The 17,769-nt window shown below is 71.5% G+C and carries 14 protein-coding genes and 1 pseudogene; 9 read left to right on the forward strand and 6 right to left on the reverse strand.

The window, feature by feature from the left end; genetic code table 11:
* Positions 1-8 precede the first annotated feature (8 nt).
* A complete protein-coding gene (locus ACIO3O_RS39135) occupies positions 9-941 on the reverse strand; it encodes an ornithine cyclodeaminase family protein (protein WP_401754541.1) in 933 nt (310 codons plus the stop codon).
* On the opposite strand from ACIO3O_RS39135, the gene ACIO3O_RS39140 reads away from it, so the two are divergent.
* Positions 940-2,034, forward strand: coding sequence for a proline racemase family protein (locus tag ACIO3O_RS39140; RefSeq protein ID WP_401754544.1), 1,095 nt, complete (start codon positions 940-942; stop codon positions 2,032-2,034). The genes ACIO3O_RS39135 and ACIO3O_RS39140 overlap by 2 nt on opposite strands.
* Before the next feature lie 475 nt (positions 2,035-2,509).
* Here ACIO3O_RS39140 and ACIO3O_RS39145 read toward each other — a convergent pair whose 3' ends face one another.
* Together ACIO3O_RS39145 and ACIO3O_RS39150 are read right to left on the reverse strand one after the other, a co-directional pair.
* Complete coding sequence (locus ACIO3O_RS39145) at positions 2,510-3,790, reverse strand: hypothetical protein (protein ID WP_401754547.1); 1,281 nt, start codon at positions 3,788-3,790, stop codon at positions 2,510-2,512.
* A 138-nt stretch (positions 3,791-3,928) separates the two neighbouring features.
* Positions 3,929-4,165, reverse strand: coding sequence for a hypothetical protein (locus ACIO3O_RS39150; protein ID WP_401754550.1), 237 nt, complete (start codon positions 4,163-4,165; stop codon positions 3,929-3,931).
* A gap of 243 nt (positions 4,166-4,408) precedes the next feature.
* On the opposite strand from ACIO3O_RS39150, the gene ACIO3O_RS39155 reads away from it, so the two are divergent.
* Entirely contained in the window at positions 4,409-4,627 is a 219-nt protein-coding gene (locus tag ACIO3O_RS39155; protein ID WP_401754552.1) for a DEAD/DEAH box helicase family protein, read from the forward strand.
* On the opposite strand, the gene ACIO3O_RS39160 is transcribed toward ACIO3O_RS39155, so the two are convergent.
* Entirely contained in the window at positions 4,570-4,800 is a 231-nt protein-coding gene (locus ACIO3O_RS39160; RefSeq protein WP_401754686.1) for a hypothetical protein, read from the reverse strand. The two genes, ACIO3O_RS39155 and ACIO3O_RS39160, sit on opposite strands and share 58 nt — an antisense overlap.
* A gap of 1,048 nt (positions 4,801-5,848) precedes the next feature.
* A complete protein-coding gene (locus ACIO3O_RS39165; protein ID WP_401754555.1) occupies positions 5,849-6,220 on the reverse strand; it encodes a hypothetical protein in 372 nt (123 codons plus the stop codon).
* 430 nt (positions 6,221-6,650) lie between these two features.
* On the opposite strand from ACIO3O_RS39165, the gene ACIO3O_RS39170 reads away from it, so the two are divergent.
* From ACIO3O_RS39170 to ACIO3O_RS39195, 6 genes and pseudogenes are all read left to right on the forward strand, one after another.
* A complete protein-coding gene (locus ACIO3O_RS39170; protein ID WP_401754558.1) occupies positions 6,651-6,836 on the forward strand; it encodes a DUF1737 domain-containing protein in 186 nt (61 codons plus the stop codon).
* Positions 6,837-6,875: 39 nt separating this feature from the next.
* Positions 6,876-7,058: pseudogene (locus ACIO3O_RS39175) on the forward strand (transposase); the annotation flags it as partial.
* Between the two features lie 587 nt (positions 7,059-7,645).
* Positions 7,646-8,392, forward strand: coding sequence for an alpha/beta fold hydrolase (locus tag ACIO3O_RS39180; RefSeq protein ID WP_401754561.1), 747 nt, complete (start codon positions 7,646-7,648; stop codon positions 8,390-8,392).
* Between the two features lie 236 nt (positions 8,393-8,628).
* Positions 8,629-10,356 carry a glycosyltransferase gene (locus ACIO3O_RS39185; protein ID WP_401754564.1) on the forward strand — a complete coding sequence of 576 codons (1,728 nt, stop codon included), beginning with the start codon at positions 8,629-8,631 and terminating at the stop codon, positions 10,354-10,356.
* Between the two features lie 23 nt (positions 10,357-10,379).
* Positions 10,380-13,457, forward strand: a complete 3,078-nt coding sequence (locus tag ACIO3O_RS39190) for an acyltransferase family protein (protein ID WP_401754567.1) — start codon at positions 10,380-10,382, stop codon at positions 13,455-13,457.
* Positions 13,458-14,328: 871 nt separating this feature from the next.
* Positions 14,329-15,534, forward strand: coding sequence for a S1 family peptidase (locus ACIO3O_RS39195; RefSeq protein WP_401754570.1), 1,206 nt, complete (start codon positions 14,329-14,331; stop codon positions 15,532-15,534).
* A gap of 89 nt (positions 15,535-15,623) precedes the next feature.
* Here the strand turns inward: ACIO3O_RS39195 and ACIO3O_RS39200 are convergent, their stop codons facing one another.
* Positions 15,624-15,974: a PRC-barrel domain-containing protein gene (locus ACIO3O_RS39200; RefSeq protein WP_401754573.1), complete on the reverse strand. Its 351-nt coding sequence runs from the start codon at positions 15,972-15,974 to the stop codon at positions 15,624-15,626.
* 883 nt (positions 15,975-16,857) lie between these two features.
* Between ACIO3O_RS39200 and ACIO3O_RS39205 the strand changes: the two genes are divergently transcribed.
* Positions 16,858-17,535, forward strand: a complete 678-nt coding sequence (locus tag ACIO3O_RS39205; protein WP_401754576.1) for a GGDEF domain-containing protein — start codon at positions 16,858-16,860, stop codon at positions 17,533-17,535.
* Positions 17,536-17,769: the final 234 nt, after the last annotated feature.

The following is a 17,769-nucleotide window of genomic DNA, read 5'->3' on the forward strand; positions in this document are numbered from 1 at the left end:
GCGCGCGGCTACGGAAGCCGGTCGCCCAGGAACTTCTCGGCGAGCAGCCGGGCCACGGCCCAGTCCTGCATGGCGACGCCGACGCTCTTGAAGACCGTCCGGCTGCCGCGCGGTACGTCGGCCGCGGTCAGGGCGGTACCGAGTTCCGTGAGGTCGTGCTCCGCGAGGGCCCCCGCCTTCAGGGCGTGCAGGATCTCGCCGGACTCCTGGAGGATCGCCTCGCGCTCGTCGATGAACACCGCGCTGTCCGCGAGGAGTTCGTCGGGCAGCTCGCGCATGGTGGGGCGGAAGGCCCCGATGGCGTTGACGTGCACGCGGGCAGGCAGGGCGGCCGCGGTGAAGAGCGGACTGGTCGCGGGGGTGGCGCAGCAGACGATGTCGGCGTCGGCGACCGCCGCCTCGGGGTCGGCCGCGGTGCGCGTGCGGACCCCGTCCAGTTCGGGTGCGAGCGTTTCCAGGAGTGCGGCCGCGCGCCGGGGGTCGGTGTTGACGACGGTCAACTCGCGCAGGGGGCGTACCGCGTGGACGGCGCGGACCTGGTCGGCGGCCTGACCGCCCGCCCCGATGAGGGTGAGCCGCCCGGCGTCGGCCGGTGCGAGGAGGTCGGTGGCGACGCCCACGGCCGCGCCGGTGCGCAGAGTGGTGACGGCTCCGGCGTCCGCGATCAGGGTGTCCGTGCGTCCGGTCTCGGCCCACACCACCGTTCCGGCGATGGCCGGGGTGCGGTCGAAGTTCACGCTCAGCGTCTTGATGATGGCCGTGGAGGTCGCCCGGTGATGGGCGTTCATCACCAGGAACTGGCCGTCGCGCATGACAGTGCGGGTGGGCATCTCGAACTCGCCCGCCGCCAGGTCGACGAATCCTCTGCGTACCGCGTCGATGGCTTCGCGCATGGAGACGGCGGCGCGTACCCCGTCCGCGTCGAGGGTGACGGACTGCATGAAGGGCTCCGCATCGTCGTCGGTAATATGTAACACCTTACTGGCCGAAGGAGCCGTCGTGATCTACGGACCGCCGCACGCCCTCAGCATCAGCACCGTCGACTACCACACCGCCGGGGAGCCCTTCCGTATCGTCGTCGACCTGCCCGTGCCCCTGGAGGGGGCGACCGTCGCCGAGCGCCGCGTCTTCGCCATGAACGACCCCGCGGTCAACCGTCTGCGCCAACTGTTGTGCTGCGAACCCCGTGGACACGCCGACATGTACGGGGGTTTCCTCACGCCGCCCGACGACGAGGGGGCCCACTTCGGCGTGCTGTTCTGGCACAAGGACGGCTTCTCCACGGCGTGCGGCCACGGCTCCATGGCCCTCGCGGCGTGGGCGGTTCACACCGGCCTCGTCGCACCCGACCCCTCCGGCACCACTACCGTCGTCATCGACGTGCCTTCCGGGCGTGTCACGCTGCGGGTGCGCGGCGACGGCGGCAGGATCACCGGCATCGATTTCGTCAATGTGCCCAGCTACCGCGTCGCCTCATCGGTCGCCGTGAGCACTTCGCGCGGCGACGTCACGGTCGACATCGCGTACGGGGGCGCGCTCTACGCCCATCTTGACGCGTCCGCCGTCGGTCTGTCCGTGTCGCCCGAGCACTACAGCGACCTCATCGCCGTCGGACGCGAGGTGAAGTGGGCTCTGAACGGCACCGCACACGCCCGCCACCCCGCCGACGACCGCCTGAGCGGGATCTACGGCACCATCCTGTACGACGACCTCGGCACCGACGCGGACGGCAGTGCGCGCCAACGCAATGTCACCGTGTTCGCCGACGGCCAGGTCGACCGCTCCCCGTGCGGTTCCGGCACCTGCTCGCGGATCGCCGTCCTCGCCGCGAACGGCGTCCTGGGGCCGGGGCAGACCCTGGTGCACGAGTCGATCGTCGGCAGCCGGTTCACGGCCCGGGTGGCAGCGGAGACCGAGGCCCACGGCCGCCGGGCCGTCGTTCCCTCGGTCACCGGCATCGCCCACCGGACCGGCATGCACGTCTTCACGCTCGACCCCGACGACGACCTCGGCACGGGATTCGTCCTGCGGTAGCCCGGTCGCAGTTTCAGCTGCCCCCTCACACCCCTCACCGGCCCGCTCGTGCCCCCATTCAAGACACCTCACTGTCCTGCACGACCCAAGGCGATACCCCGGAACTGGCTGGCCTTGCCGCGCCGTCTTGACGCGGCAGATCATCGTGCCGCCGGGGACACCAGGTACCACGAACGGCTGCACCCCTGAAAGGGCCCGCCTCCGGCACACGGCCCACCCGAGCGCACCCGTCCACGGAGGTGAAGTGGGGACGAGCCCCCGCGAGGATGAGGAGACGTTGCGGCTCAGGAGTCGGCGCGCTGGGCGACAGTGACGGTCGCTCGGGGGTATGAGGCACCGCAGCATCATTCCAGAGCACTTGTCGCAGGCCCCAGAGGGCCCGGGACCCATCCCCACGGCGAGTGCGTGCAGCGCAGCAGCGCACACTCGTGCCCCGGCGCAAGAACCAGAAGGGGCGCCCTGCCCCTGGCCGACTTCACTGGTGCCGGCACCGGCACCGGTACCGCTCCGGTCGGGGACCGGTGCGGCCTCGGCAGGGGCGGTGGGGAACCTCTCCGACCGTGTCAGTCCGGACGGCGGCGTCGGAACACCCAGCGCCTTCGGGAGGCTGCCGTGCGCCGAAGTGCGCCGTCAGGGCGGTCGGGCTGTGCCGTACTCGGTGTTGCGTCCGGTACGGCGGGCTGGGGGCAGGGGCTCGCGGGGCCCGGCAGGGGCGTGCGGTCGATGGGCGCGCCCTGCAGCCCGTTGCCCACCTCCTGGCTTCCCTGGTAGCAGGTGATGAGTTCGGCGAACACGGGCATCTGCCGCCGTAACCGGTCCGCCACTTCGGCGGTGAGTATGTTGCTGTTGAGGGCGATCCTGCCGTCATCGCGCAGTGCAGCACACAGCACCTGGCCGTCGGGGGGGTGGTGGTACCGCGTGCGGGTGCGTAACCGGCCTCTCTCTGCTCCCGCTCCCGAACGGTCATCCGTTGCTGCGTCGCCCAGCGCAGGTCGTCGTCGATCTCTTGCTCATGCAGGACCCATGCCCGCATCCGCACGGCGGCGGAGTATTCCTCCTCTGTCAGGCGGACACCGCCTTCCCACGGCTTCGGCAGAGCCTCGGTGAGGTCCACTACGTACCGGCAGTGCGGGTCCTGGACGTCGTCCAGCGCACGCCAGGCTTCCTCTGGTTCGAGCATGAGGGGAATCATCGCGTGGAGGGCCGGAAGGGATCCGCCGGGGCGTACCTCGATGCCGATGACGTCAGGTGTGTGACCGGTGCTTGCGTACAGGCGGAGCAGTCCGTTTTCGAGGAAGAGGAATCCGCGCAGGCTGGTGCGGTGGTGTTCCTGGACTGGGCGGGCCAGTACGCGCAGCAGGGTGGAGGTCCAGTCGTCGGTGGTGAAGGGAGCCTCTTTGAGCGATGACGGGGTGAGCCGGTAGAGGTCGATCCCCATGACGGAGGAGACCGCGTCCTCGGGGTAGCTGTGGGTTCCGGTGTGTGCGGAGCGCAGGAGGGCGACGATGTCGTGGGATGTGCGGAGTTCCTCGCCCGTGTAGAGGGGAATCTCGTATGCGGTCAGCTCGCTCGGGGTGCTTTCGCCTCGGGGGCCGAGGGCGACGCGGATGTCCGGTGTTCCCGACGGGCCGGGCATCACGCCCCGTACGTGCTGGTCGTCCAGCAGCGGTGCGTAGACGTGCCCGAGCAGAAGGTCTGCTGTTTCCGCCTGCAGTTCGGCAACCTCGTCGCCCTCGTGGTGCATCAGCTCACTCATTCACCCAGTTTGGGCGCTTCGTGAAGCCCTGGCAGTACGCGGTGATCACGCCAACCACCACCTGCCCCTTGCCCGCGTCGTACTGGCCGTCGGCGGTCTTGAGTGCCTACCGCGCCTTGCGGTGGCTGTCGAGGAGAGTTACTCAATGTGTCCGGTGGTTGGGTCCACCTGCTTCAAGAAGTCCCGTGCTAGTACTTGCAGTTCCGCCTCGCTCAATACTCTGGCCGGCTGTACGGCGGAGGTGAAGCCGTATCCGGGGTTGGGGCCTGATAGCCAGGTGAAGTCGTACGTGCCCAACTCGTCAGGGCGCTCGGCGATGTCGAACGTCTCCCCGTCGACCACGAGTGTCGACCGCCGTGTGCTGTGTCTGTCCATGACTGATCAGTATGTCTGCTGCCCTGAGGGTGGCTGCTTGGCCGTACGAGTCCCGCGGGCCCGGAGGGCGTTCTCGGCGCCGGCCACATCGCGGCAGCAGTTGCTCCCCGCCGGCCCGGATAGGGCTGGGTGATCACCTTGTACGCCCGCATCCGTGAAGGCGAGGATACGGCGATCACCCCAAGTGGAGCCCTGTGAGCGGCATGTCGAGGCGCGACCAACCACCCCAGAGGGGAAACCTGAATGTCGCAGAACGGGCTTCGCGCACATCAGATTGAGGCGGTCGACGCCGTGCTTCGATATCTCCAGCTCCCGGCCCGCTCCCCGGTTCCAGAGGAGCGTCTGCGGTGCCAGGTGATCGCGGCGACGGCATCGGGGAAGACGCGGATCGCTGCGGTGGCCGCTCAGCGGCTCAACGCGCGGCGGGTGTTGGTGTGTTGGTGCCGACGACGGATCTGCTGACGCAGATGGCCGCGGAGTGGCGTCGGGCCGGGCGGGCGGGCGGGGGCGATGGTGGGGGCGTGTGAGGCGAAGGTCGCGGCGCCGAGCGGGATGCCGTGCACCACTGACGAGGCGGAGCTGCTGTCGTGGGTGGGGGACGACGAGCCGGTGACCGTGTTCTCGACATACGCCACCGCGACCACGGCCGTCCGTCCGGAAGGCGCACGCGCTCGGAATGGGGCCGTTTGACCTGATGGTCGTGGACAGCAAACTTCACCACCCCGGCGACACCCGCACCCTCATCAACACCGTCCGCGAGGGCCCGACAGCAGTGCAACCTCCTGACGCCCACTCGGTGAAAGAGACACGGCGCGTATCACTCGCCCCGCACTTTCCCGACCCCTCTCGTGTAGCACGACACCTGCTTCACCCATCCATCCGCCAGAAGGAGATCTGCTCGTCCCACTGGAAACGAGCGTGTGCGTAGAGCGCCTTCTCACCCGCGAGGGCGGTTTTTCCAGTCCTGCGCAGCCTGATCCCACTGACGCCGAAGCAAGCTGAGACTGATCACCCCAGAGGCGGGCGCACCAGCAACCACGACAGCCATCCACCACGGCATGTTGCCCCTCCACAACAAGACGGCCGCCGCGGCCACCCACACCCCCAAGGCAATAAGCGCGTACTTCGTCACCGGCCTCATGCCGACCAGCTACCCCCCACCACCACCCCGACACGACCCAGCGGAACCGGAACGGCTGCCGGCCCGGCGTCCGCCTCCCCGCCGGCCCCCTGGCTGCTCTCTGTGATCAGGGAGCGGGGGCCGCCCTGCTGGACGACGGCGTGGCCGTCAGGGCGGGTGGTGCCGGTGGCCCAGGAGGTGTGCCTGACATGGGCCCGGACGGTGACCTGACTGTCCCCGCCGGACTCGAACCCGCCAGCGGCCGCAGGGCGACATGTGGGTGCTGGCGGTTGCGGTGCGGTCGTACGCCGCGTTCGCGGTCCATGTCCGCTTCGACGACGGCATGACCGAGGAGGTCCTGCCCGTTCTCTGGTCCGTGATCCCCGAGGCGGAGCAGGCGGCGTTCCCGGTACGGCTGGAGGAGTTCGTGGACGCCTACCGGGAGCGGCTGATACGGCTGTACGCGGACTACGGGCCGCAGTCGGCAATCACGCGGCGCGGGCGACACGAGCTGCTCGCGCACCCGGTGTCGCTGACAACGAGTTGTACGCCCGGCGGCAAGATCAGGGCAGTCGGCGGATCCAGGGCGACGCGACCGCCGTACGGAAGCAGCGTGGGGTGCGGTCGTATGCGCTGCTGGACGGGATCGGGATCGGGATCGGCGTCACATGCTGGTGCGGGAGCGGACGCGGGAGAACGCCCGCTTCCTTGCCGAGGGCGGGGTCGAGCACGGCGATGCGTACGGGGCGCTGCGTGCCTTGGCTGCCGTGTGCGCGGTCGAAGCGCGGCGGCGGGGTGTTGCAGGGTTCGGGGCGGACGCCATCCTCGCCGCCGTCGTGCCGCAGAAGCCGGTCAGGATTTCCAGGTGCGGCGACGCGCGGGCCTACCACCAGCCTGCCGTTGGCCGGGAGCCGGTTCTGCTGACGCAAGATCACAACGCGAAGCGACTCCTCACCTGGACGGCAAGGACCTCCCCGTCGTGCGCGCCGTCGGCTGAGCAATGGCCTTGAAGCTCGGGGCGTACAGTTCCCCGACCGTAACTCCTGGAGAACTCCTGGAGCAGCTTCGAGAGCCTCTATGCCGAAGTACTGCATACCCCGCTTCCGCGTTCGGCTCCAACATCCCGCGGCGGAACAACCTGAAGCCCAATCGCCTGAGTTGGGCCCCAGCACTCATGCACGGTCGTGCTGGACAACGCCTCCACCGCACCAGCATCGAAGCCACCGCCGTGGACCGGGTGCCGAACCACCAACAATCCGCGTCCGAGGATCAGCAAAGAACTTCACCGGAACCGCCCACGGCACTGGGAGCGCTGGAGCCGGGGGCGCTCATGGGCGCTTGGAGCTGGCCTGAGATCCTTCACTCATGAGCACACCACCGGACGGGTTGCCCGTCTACCGAGTCTTGACCGGACCGGACGACGCCACGTTCTGCCACCGGGTGAGCGAGGCGATTGGTCTTGGCTATGCACTGTACGAAGGCCCCGCCGTCACCTTCAACGGCGAGAACGTCATCGTCGCCCAGGCGCTGATCTGGCCGACACGGCCGTAAGACGGTGTTATGCGGTGAGGCTGGGTAGGGCAGTCCAGCATGGGTCAGGGCACGTGGAGTTGGACTGTTCCGGACGGGCTGTGGGAGATCGCGGGGCCTCTCATCCCGCAGTCGAGGGTGCGGCCGCAGGGTGGCGGGACGCAGGACATCCCTGATGAGACGTTGTTCGCGGCGATCGTCAATGTGCTGGTCAGCGGGTGTGCATGGCAGGCTTTGCCGCCGCGCTCCGTCCGGGACGTCACCCACGCCTTCGGTCCGATGGTCAACGCCCGCTACCCCCTCCGCACCATGCGGGTGATGGCCGAATACCGCGGCAACGACGAAGCCACCATGGCCGACGACAACGCCTCCGCCTACAACTGCCGCCGCATCACTGGCAACCCCGCAAAACTCTCCCGCCACTCCTACGGCGACGCCCTCGACTTCAACACCGTCGAAAGCTCTTACGGCGACGCCTTCGGCACAGTCCACCCCGCCGCCGGACACCGCTGCCTGCGCCGCAACCGCCCCGCCCCGCCCCGCCAAGGGAATCACGCGACGCGGCCACGCCGTCACCACCGCCACGGCACGCGCCGGCCGGTGCCGGGGCGGCCGCTGGAACCACCCCGACTACCAGCACTTCTCCGCCAACGGCCCATCGGCGTGCCGCGGCGGTGGCCGGATGCCGCCGTGCGGGGTGCGGTGCCCTTGCGGGTTCGGGGAGAGTGCCGAAGCTGGGAGCCGCACCGTTTTCACCGTTCCGGAGGGGGCATGCACATGTGCGCGCACACAACAGGGGCCGGAGCTGCTCCACCCGCGCGGAGCGCGCCGTGAACGCCGGAGCCGAGCCCCGGGTCCGGCACTTCACGGGGTACGGCGGGATCCCGCTCGTGGCGGACGTGTGGGAAGAGGGGGGCGCGCCACCCCTGCTCCTGCTGCACGCCGGGTGTCAGACCCGTCGGGCCTGGCAGGTTGCCGGCGGCCGGTTGGCGGCACTCGGGCACCACGTCGTCGCGCCGGACCTGCGCGGGCACGGCGCCAGCGGGCGGCCGACGGGCAGCGGAGGCTACGGGCTGGACCTGTTCGCCAACGACGTCCGGGCGCTCGTCTCCGCACTCGACGGGCTCCCGGTGGTCGTCGGGGCTTCGCTCGGCGGCCTGAGCGCGCTGCTCGCCGCCGGGGAGGAGCCCCGGGCGGCCGTGCGCGCCCTGGTGCTGGTCGACGTGGCGCACCGCCCCGACCCGCGAGGGCTGCGCCGGATCGTAGAGACGATGCGCCGGCTCCCGCACGGGGAGACCTGGGACCCCCGGTTGCTGGAGAGCTTCGAGCACCGCATGGATCCGCCCGGCATGACGGAACGCCTGCTGGGCGCGGCGTGCCGGTCCGACGTTCCGGTGCTGGTGGCGCGGGGGCAACTCAGTGACGTCGTGAGCGAGGAGGCCGCTGCGGACTTCTGCGCGCGAGTCCCCCGCGCGCGGAGCGTGGAGGTGGCCGGCGCCGGTCACACGATGGCCGGTGAGCGCAACGCGGCCTTCGTCGACGCGGTCCTGCCGTTCCTGCGGGAGCACGCCCGGTAGGCGTCGGCTCGGTGGGAGTGAAGAGTTACGGGGCTGTTCACCGGCGCGTGACCAGCAGCTTCCCCGACCCGGGGTGCGTGGCCTGTCGGATGGGACGGGTCAGAGGTCTGGACCAATTGAGTCGCACCAATCCCCGTTCCGAATAAGGGCATTGAGTCATCGAACGCAATTGGTCTACACCTCTGATGCCAAGGTGCACGACAGAAACACGCACATACACAGCCGTGGGGGGCTTTATGACTGTGCATCACCTTCCGCAACCACCTTCCGACGACGAGCTCTACGCGTACTTCGGTCCGCAGCACCGCTGGGTGCTGGTCAGCACGTCGCTCGCCTTCGTGTGCACGGCCGCCACCATGTTCGCCTTCGCCCTGCGCACTCCCGCCCTCTGGGCCTTCCTCGCGGTCCTCGGACTCAACGTCGTGGCCCTCGCCCTCTCCTGCGTCAACAGCCTGCGCCGCCGCAGGCTCACCCGCCGGTCGCACGAACTGCTCGTGCACGCCTGGCAACCCGCCCAACCCCCGTCCGTCGACCTCTACCTGCCCACCTGCGGCGAGCCGCTCGCCGTCCTGACCAACGCCTACCGCGCGGTCTCCGCACTGGACTGGCCCGGCCGGCTGACCGTCTGGGTCCTGGACGACGGCGACCGGCCCGAAGTCGCCGCGCTCGCCGCCTCGTACGGCTACGAGTACGTCGTACGGCCCGACCGCGGACACCTGAAGAAGGCCGGGAACCTCAACCACGCCCTGACCCTCAGCAGCGCCGAGGTCGTCGCCATCCTGGACGCCGACTTCGCGCCCCGGCCCGACTTCCTGCGGCACCTCATCCCGTATCTGGCCGATCCGGCGGTCGGCATCGTGCAGAGCCCCCAGTGGTTCGACACGGACGCGTCCATGGACTGGATCCAGCGCGCCGCCGGATCTGCCCAGGAGTGGTTCTTCCGCTGGATACAGCCCTCGCGCGACGTGAGCGACGCCGCCATCTGCTGCGGCAGCAACGCCGTCTACCGGCGCAGCGCCCTCGACCTGGCCGGCGGGTTCGCCCGGCTCGACCACAGCGAGGACCTCTACACCGGACTCGCCCTCCACGCACGGGGCTTCCGCACCCTCTACGTGCCGGTGCTCGTCGCCAAGGGCACGTCCCCCGAGTCGGTCACCTCCTTCGTCAACCAGCAGTACCGCTGGGCCATGGGCAACCTCCACCTGCTGAGCACGCCCGTCCTCACGGAGATGGGGGCGCCCTGGCGGATGCGGCTGTGCTTCGCCGAGGGCATCGTCGGCTACCTCACGACCGCGGTGAACACCTTCGTCGCACCACTGCCACCGCTGGTGATGATGTTCTGCTACCCCGACGACGTGCGCCCCTGGCACGTCCTGCCGCTGCTGGCCCCGCTGTGGCTGTGGCACGTGCTGCTCCCCCGGGTCAGCCGCACCCGATGGCGGGTGGAGGTGATCCGCGCGAACGTGCTGACCAGCGTGGCCGCGGCGGTGGCCTTCTGGCACACGCTGCGCGGTCGTAGCGCCGCCTGGGTGCCCACCGGCGCCAAGGGCCCGGCCGCGTCGGGCGGCATGGCACGGCGGGTGGTGGCCGTCTCGCTCGGCTGGCTGCTCGTCTCGCATGCGGCGGCCGTCGCGGGGCTGGCGCTGGTCGTGGCGCGCAACGGCTGGACACAGGGCTGGGGGCTGCTCCTGTACGTCACGGTGCAGTGCCAGCTCCATGTGCCGCTGATACGACACCTGTACGGGGAACTGCGCCCGGCCGGCCCCGGGCCCACGAGCACCGGGAACGTCCCGGCCGGCCGCGTACGAACCCTGCTGGGGCGTGCCCGCCGGGCGCTGCCCGCGTCGCGCGCCGCCATGCTGCCCCGCCGCTGGCCCGAGACCCTGGCCGCCACCGCCCTCCTGCTGCTCATCGGCCTGGTGGCATCCGGGTGGGTCAACCCGATGCTCCCCTGGGCGAGTTGAACGATCCGAAAGGCCCTCCTGCCATGTCGTCCTCCGCGGCCCCCGCCCACCGGCCGTCCGCCGCCTCCGTCACACCCCGCGGGCAGCGGTCCACCGCTTCTCCGCCCGTGCCACCCTCCACCACCCCGGACTCCGAGTCGGGGCCCAGTCCGCACCGCTCGGCCTTCCGGCCCGACATCGAGGGGCTGCGCGCCGTCGCCGTGCTCGCGGTCCTCGCCTTCCATGCCCAAGTCCCCGGCCTCCAGGGCGGCTTCGTCGGCGTGGACGTCTTCTTCGTCATCTCCGGCTACCTGATCACCGGCCTCCTGGTGCGCGAGGCCATCACCACCGGCCGCATCCGGCTCGGGGACTTCTTCTCCCGCCGGGCGCGCCGTCTGCTGCCGTCCGCCGCCGTGGTGCTGGTCGCGGTGGCGGCGGTGGGCGCCTGGCTGACCGTACCGCTGCGGCGTGCGGGCCTGGAGCACGACGTCCTCGCGGCGGCGCTGTCCGTCGCCAACTGGCGGTTCACCGCCCAGCAGACCGACTACCTCGCCGCCGGTCACGACCAGAGCGCGCTGCTGCACTTCTGGTCCCTGGCCGTCGAGGAACAGTTCTACTTCTTCTGGGCACCGCTGCTGGCGATCGCCGGACTGTGCGTCGCGCGCGCGGTGCGCAGGGGACGCGCGGTGCGCGCGGCCGTGGCCGTCGCCGTGGTCCCGCTCGTCCTCGCCTCCTTCGCACTGTCCTTGTACTGGACGCAGGAGTCGGCCTCGCTCGCCTACCTCGCCACACCTGCGCGGGTCTGGCAGTTCGGGGCGGGGGCGCTGCTCGCGCTGCTGCCGTGGCACCTGATGCGCGGGCCCCGCCCGTTGCGGCTGCTGTGCGGGTGGGCGGGGGCGGCGGCCATCGGTTGGTGCGTCCTCGCGTACGACCACACCACGCCGTACCCCGGTTACGCGGCCCTCGTGCCGACCCTGGCGACCGCAGCCGTCATCCTGGCGGCGATACCGGGCCGCGGCGAGCGCGACGCACAAGGTGCCCACGGGGTGGGCCGGTTGCTGGCGATGCGGGCTCCGCGGGCGGTGGGGAGGCTGTCGTACACGCTGTACCTGTGGCACTGGCCGGTCCTGGTGCTCGCCGAGGCCCGGCTCGGGACGCTCGACTGGCCCGCGAAGAGCGCGCTGACGCTGGCCGCCGTCCTGCCCGCCCTCGCCACGGCGTACGGGGTGGAGCGCCCCCTGCGCCGCAGCCGCACCGTGTCCGCGCACACCCGGCGCGGTCTCTCGGTGGGCGTCACGGCGATCGTCCTGCCGGTCGCCCTCGCCCTGACGATCGGCACGACCACGCTCCACCTGCTGGGCGACACCGCTCCGCCCGACCCGAAGGGACTGCCCGCGGGAGCCGCTTCGGGTCCGCATCTGCTGCTCCGTCAGCCCGGTGTGCCCCCCGCCGACGGGCCGGTACTGCCCGCCCCCGCCCAGGCACGGGGCGACTTCCCGCCGGACGGCGCGTGCCAGGTCTCCCCGGCCGCGACCCGCAGCCCGGACTGCCTGTTCGGCGCGGTGGCCAGTCCCGACCGGATCGTGCTGCTCGGCGACTCGCACGCCGGGCAGTGGTTCTCACCGCTGCTCGGCATCGCCGCCGAACGCGGCTGGGCACTCCAGGAACTCGTCAAGCAGGGATGCCCACTGCCGCGGATCACGGTGCACAGCCCCCAGCTCGGCCGCGCCTACCGGGAGTGCGACACCTGGCGGTCGCACGCCCTGGACCGGCTCCGGCAGCAGCCGAGGCCGCGCCTGGTGGTGATCTCCTCGCTGAACCGGTACACCGCCGACGAGAAGCTGCTGCTGAAGGGATGGGAGGAAACCCTCGCCCCACTGCGGGAGTTGGGGGTGCCCATCGTCTACGTCGAGGACACCCCGGTGCCCGGCACGGACGTCCCGGCCTGCGTGTCGGGTCACCTTCAGTCGCCGGACGCCTGCGCGTTCGACCGCCGCGAGTCGTGGCGGCCCGATCCGCTGGCGCACAGGATCGCGTCGGGCGCGCTGCCCGGCGTACGCAGCATCGGTGTGAACGAGGTGCTCTGCCCGGAGGACGGGCCGACCTGCCCGGCCGTGCTGGACCGGGTGCTGCTCTACCGCGACGACGCCCACCTGACGAACGCCGCGGCCGTGGTCCTCGCCGCCCGGCTGGAGCGCCTGCTCACACAGGCGGGCGCGCTGCCCGCCGCAGGTGCGGACGGGAACGGCACGGGGCGGCCGTCGGCGACCGGCGGCTGGGTGCGGCTGCTGCGCGACGACTTCGACGGCCCCGCGGGAAGCCCCCCGTCGGCCGCCCACTGGATGCATGACGTGGGTACCTGCTACCCCGGCTGTCCCGCCCCGCGGTGGGGCACCGGCGAGATCGAGACGATGACGGACTCGACCGACAACGTCCGCCTCGACGGCAAGGGGGCGTTGGAGATCGTCCCCCTGCGCAAGGACGGACGGTGGACGTCGGGCCGGATCGAAACCCGGCGCTCCGACTTCGCCGCCCCGCCCGGCGGGGCGCTGCGCATCGAGGCGTCGATCGCCCTGCCGGACGTGACGGGGCCTGCTGCGGCGGGCTACTGGCCCGCGTTCTGGACCCTGGGCGCACCGCTGCGCGACGGGTACACCGGCTGGCCGGGCGTCGGCGAGCTGGACGTCATGGAGTCGGTCAACGGCCAGGACACCGTCTTCGGCACGATGCACTGCGGGGTCCTGCGAGGCGGCCCGTGCGGGGAGCCGGCGGGTCTGAGCTCGGCCCCGCAGAAGTGCGCCGGATGCCGTACGGCGTTCCACTCGTACGCCGTGGAGATCGACCGCAGCGCCGGCGCCGAGGAGGTGCGCTGGTATCTGGACGGGCGGGTTTACCACCGGGTGCCGGCCCGCCGGATGGACTCCGGGACGTGGCAGCGGGCCGTGGACCACGGTCTCTTCCTGATCCTCAACGTGGCGATCGGCGGTGAACTCCCGCGCCAGGACGGGGTGTCGCCCGGTGCGACAACCAGGCCGGGCCACGCGATGCGGGTCGACCACGTCACCGTGTCGGCCCGCCCGGTCACCACCGCGGGGCCGCCGCCGACCCCGGGGCGCGGCTGACGGTGCCCCCTCTCCCACTGCCCGGACGCGGCGGTGGGAGAGGTGTCCCGCTCAGCGCACCGCGCTCGACGAGGAGCCGCCCGTCACCGTGAGCCGTGGCGTGCCGGTGCCGACGGCCGGGGTCACCCAGCTGCACCGGCTGTCACGGCCCGGGAGGGTGTGGGCGACCACTGGGTGCCGTGGGTGCTCATCCCGTTGAGCTGGACGGCCTGGCCGCCGACGTCACAGAGCTGGGTGCCATCGGATGCGGACGGCACGACGCGGGTTGACCGTCACACACGCCTCGCCCTGCAAAGACGTCACGCGGTACTCCGCGGAGGAACGCGCCGCGAGGGTCGGCGCGGACGCCGCGCCGGAATACGGCCACACCCCCACCGGCCAGAGCGGCGCAGAACTCGTCCTCACCGGCCAGAGCGGCGGACAGCTCGGCGCGGGGTTCGTCCTCACGCGATTTTCGGAGGCCCCGCATCAGTCCAACGCGTCCGCCGCGTACCTGTCGCACTGCGCCGCGACACTGGCGGTTGAGCCGGGCAGACGACACCGGCGCAACACGTGCCCCGGCAGTCCCGTCCAGTACCGAGCGGTGTCACAGCACGGCCCGCAATTCGTCCGCGGTCCGTCACGACCACCGGAATCCCGCCTACCGCCGCTAGCGTGACCGCACGTCGTCACCGCGCGTAGACCGGGGTCCGTTCCGGCCGCCGCGGCACCGACGACCGGCGGACCCGAGCGGCCGTCACACCATCACGGGGGAAGGCAGCACACGATGGATCGATCAAGAACGACGAGCAGCCTGGGACGGACCGGCATCGCCTCGACGGCACCACGGCACGAAGGAAGGGCCGGGACCAGGACACCGAGGTCACTGCGGGTGCGCGTCCTGGCGCCCGCCCTGATCGGCGCCGCACTCGCCGCGTCCTGCCCGTCGGTCGCGGTCGCGGAGAGCCAGAACAGCTCCGCGGCCTCTGGCGGGGACGCCCGGCTCGCCCGTGCGCAGGCTCCCATGCTGGCCGTGGCCGACGCACTGGAGCGGGCCGGGGAGCACAGTGGGGCAGCCGGTTTCGCGGGCATCACCCTGGACGTTCCCGGCGGTTTCGTCGACCTGTACTGGAAGGGAACACCGCCCGCGGCGGTGGCGCGCGAGGCCGGGAAGCGGCATGCCGGGTTCCGGGTGCGCACACACCCGGCGAAGCACTCCGCCGCCGAACTCGACCAGCACGCCCGGTCCGTCCTGCGTACCCACGGAGTGGGCGTCGGCGGATCCGTACACCGGGTCACCCCGCTGCCCGACGGCACCGGCATCGAAGTGGGCGTCGTCGCCGGACAGGGGAAGCGGACGGCGGTACCGCAGCCCGCGGACCCGCTGGTGGTGCGGACCGAGACGGAGGCCATGCCCACGCCCTACGCAAGCCGTTGGGGAGGTGACGCGCCCTGGGAGGCAGGCATCCAGATCAACAGCTGCAGCGTCGCCTTCCCTGGGTACGCGCGGGAGGACGACGGCCGCATCACGCGCAAGCTCATCAGCGCGGCGCACTGCTTCCGCCCCGGCGACCAGGTGCGCACCAATGTCCCGGGCGGCCCGTCCCAGGTGATCGGGACGGTCCAGGCCGTGGACGACGGGCTGGACACCGCGCTGATCGCGGTCGACAACGGCGACGTCACCAACCGCATGTGGGACGGCGGGGTCGAGGACGGCACCGAGTACACGAAGGTCATCGCGGGCACGTCCGCGCCCCGCAACGGTTCGCTGGTGTGCACCTCGGGAGCGTTCAGCGGTGTGCACTGCGACATCAAGATCACCAAGACCAACAGCACCCTCGACTGGGGCACCCACACGTCCCGGGGAGTGTCCACCGGCGACCAGCTCCAGAAGCTCCTGGCCTCCGGCAGCGGCGACAGCGGCGGCCCCGTGTTCACCCTGACCGGGGACGGCAGCCAGGTCCTGGCGGCGGGCGTGATCATCGGCGGCGACCCCGCCAGGCCGGCCTCCTGCACCTACCGCTCCACCCGCTGTTCCACGCGGCTGTTGTTCACCGACTTCCGTACGGTGAAGGCGCGTTGGGGGCTCTACACCTGAGGGGAGCCGCGCCGGGCCCGGCGCAGCGGGGCCCGGCGCAGCGGGGCCCGGGTCCCGGACGCTGCGCCGAAGGCCCGGCCCGGTTCCGGTCAGCGCCGGGCCAGGCGCCGTGCGCCGCCCGTTCCGTAGTCGAGCTTGTAGTGGGCGAACAGCGGGAGCTCCTCGTCGGCCGCCAGCTCGCCGTCGGTGTCGATGGAAGGGGCGTCCTTCACCACCTGCTTCGGCCAGGCCACGCGCAGGTGCGAGGGGGAGACGGAGGCGCCCGTCAGCGGCACGAAGGTGATGCGTTTGCGGGTGGGCAGCCCCACTGTGAGCGCGGCGAAGGCAGGCAGGTCGGTGGCGGTGTCGACGTACACGGACTCCAGGACACCGATCTTGCTGCCTTCGCTGTCGACGACGTCGTGTCCCAGCCAGTCGCGGATGTTCTCCACTTCGAGCATGAGCTCTCCCTCCGGTCAGATGTGTCGCGGTGACTCGGACAGAGCCCCCTGTTCCTGCGTCTGCCCAGGCCGGAGCCGCTCATGAGAGATCCGGCCGGGGCCGGGCCGAGACGCGTCGGCGTCAGGCCCGGCCAGTGGCGGGTCCGTCGGTCACGTGCGCGCAAGCGCGGAGTGCCGGGCGGTGTCCGCAGGAACCTGCTGCGGGAAGCGTCGTGGTCCGTCTCCCCCACGGTGAAGCACGGTGCCCGAGAGGACGTGGAAGCCCTCGTCGGGCCGCTTCGGGGCAGGTGCCGCGGGTCTCCCCCGCACCCGACCCGCCTCTTTCGGGGGTCGCCCGGAACACTTCCGCGACTGAGGGGAGCCAGTTCCTTCCGGAGTCTGCCGGGGCCCGCCGAGGAGAGGTGACCTGCGTCGATCCCGCTCCGGGACTCTCCTTGAAGCGTGGGTGCCCTGGGTGCTCCGCTGGAGGGGTCCGGCAGAGCGGTACCGCGACCCGTGAGGGGGTGAGGGCGCTGACGCAGGCCCGCACGTGATGCATTCCTGGCGGGTGACCCCCGACTCCCGCTCCCGCCGGAACGACGGTCGCTCCTCCGCGGCACGGCCCCGCCGGCCCCGGACCGTCCGGCCCGCCGAACTGGACTGCTACGGCCGCCTCCTGTACGACCTGGTGAACGCCTGCGGTGGCCTGTCTCCCTCGGGAGCCGGGCCGCATACACGCCGAAGTACGGCAGGACGGCACGCGGCTCCCCAGCGCTCTTGACCACAAGGGACACGGGGCACGAGAGCCAGGAACTCCGCGTTCGCCCGGAAGGCCGTACCCGGCCGAGAACCGTCGGCCGATGCGGGCAGCCATCCCGTACGAACACCACTACGGAGGACCACCATGGCCTCAACTCTGCGCCCGCTGAGCCCCCTTGGGCAGCGCGCCCTCCTGCTGACCACCGCGGCCGTGCCGTTGACCGGCTGGACCGTGCACGCCGTCGTACTGCACAGGCGGCTCGTCTCCTGTCAGCGCGACCCGCTCACGGGACTGCTGCGCCGTGACGCCTACACCGCCCGCGCCCACCGGATCCTGCGCCGTCACGGCGACGACACCGCAGTGGTCCTGATCGACGCCGACCACTTCAAGGCCGTCAACGACCGTTTCGGACACAACGGCGGGGACACCGTGCTCGCCGCCTTCGGGGCCCGGATCACCGCGTGGGCGGGCCCGCACGCCTCGGCGGGCAGGCTCGGGGGCGACGAGTTCGCCGTCGTCCTTCCGCTGGCCGCCGCCCGTCGGCATCAGCGCCTGGAGCAGTTGGTGCGCATGCTGTGCATGCCGGTACGTCTGGACGACGGCCGTACGGTCGACGTCTCGGCCTCCGTGGGCGCAGCGACCGCGGACACCATGGGCACCCGTGACCTGTCAGCCCTGCAGAGGGCCGCCGACGCGGCGATGTACGAGGGCAAGCACGGGGGCCGCGCGCGGTTCGCCACTCCCGCGCACGCGGCCACACCGTCCGTGAACGGTCGCCGCGCGGGCCGACCGGGCACCCACCAGTGGGGGCGGGCGGCATGAGACCCGCACGCCCTGCCACGGGCGGCCCGGACCCGGCGGAGGCAGGGGGTCGTGCCCGGCCCCCGTTCGCCGTGCGCCCGGGTGGAGGAAGGAGGGAGTGAGAACGGCCGCGCGGGCCACCCGTGGTTCATCACGCACTACGATCTTGTCGGTCTCGGCGCGGGCACCGGCAAAGCCCGTGGGCCGCATCCCGAGCAAGATGCTCGCCGTCACCGCCGAGGTGGCCGACGCCGT

The organism is Streptomyces sp. NPDC087440 (assembly GCF_044744005.1).
GTDB lineage: Bacteria > Actinomycetota > Actinomycetes > Streptomycetales > Streptomycetaceae > Streptomyces.

What these genes read in the sequence shown, in the direction of transcription:
- ACIO3O_RS39150 (WP_401754550.1), bottom strand. Translation starts at nt 4,165, where the DNA reads ATGGACAGACACAGCACACGGCGGTCGACACTCGTGGTCGACGGGGAG.
- ACIO3O_RS39145 (WP_401754547.1), bottom strand. Translation starts at nt 3,790, where the DNA reads ATGAGTGAGCTGATGCACCACGAGGGCGACGAGGTTGCCGAACTGCAG.
- ACIO3O_RS39185 (WP_401754564.1), top strand. Translation starts at nt 8,629, where the DNA reads ATGACTGTGCATCACCTTCCGCAACCACCTTCCGACGACGAGCTCTAC.
- ACIO3O_RS39135 (WP_401754541.1), bottom strand. Translation starts at nt 941, where the DNA reads ATGCAGTCCGTCACCCTCGACGCGGACGGGGTACGCGCCGCCGTCTCC.
- ACIO3O_RS39200 (WP_401754573.1), bottom strand. Translation starts at nt 15,974, where the DNA reads ATGCTCGAAGTGGAGAACATCCGCGACTGGCTGGGACACGACGTCGTC.
- ACIO3O_RS39140 (WP_401754544.1), top strand. Translation starts at nt 940, where the DNA reads ATGAAGGGCTCCGCATCGTCGTCGGTAATATGTAACACCTTACTGGCC.
- ACIO3O_RS39170 (WP_401754558.1), top strand. Translation starts at nt 6,651, where the DNA reads ATGAGCACACCACCGGACGGGTTGCCCGTCTACCGAGTCTTGACCGGA.
- ACIO3O_RS39155 (WP_401754552.1), top strand. Translation starts at nt 4,409, where the DNA reads ATGTCGCAGAACGGGCTTCGCGCACATCAGATTGAGGCGGTCGACGCC.
- ACIO3O_RS39205 (WP_401754576.1), top strand. Translation starts at nt 16,858, where the DNA reads ATGGCCTCAACTCTGCGCCCGCTGAGCCCCCTTGGGCAGCGCGCCCTC.
- ACIO3O_RS39190 (WP_401754567.1), top strand. Translation starts at nt 10,380, where the DNA reads ATGTCGTCCTCCGCGGCCCCCGCCCACCGGCCGTCCGCCGCCTCCGTC.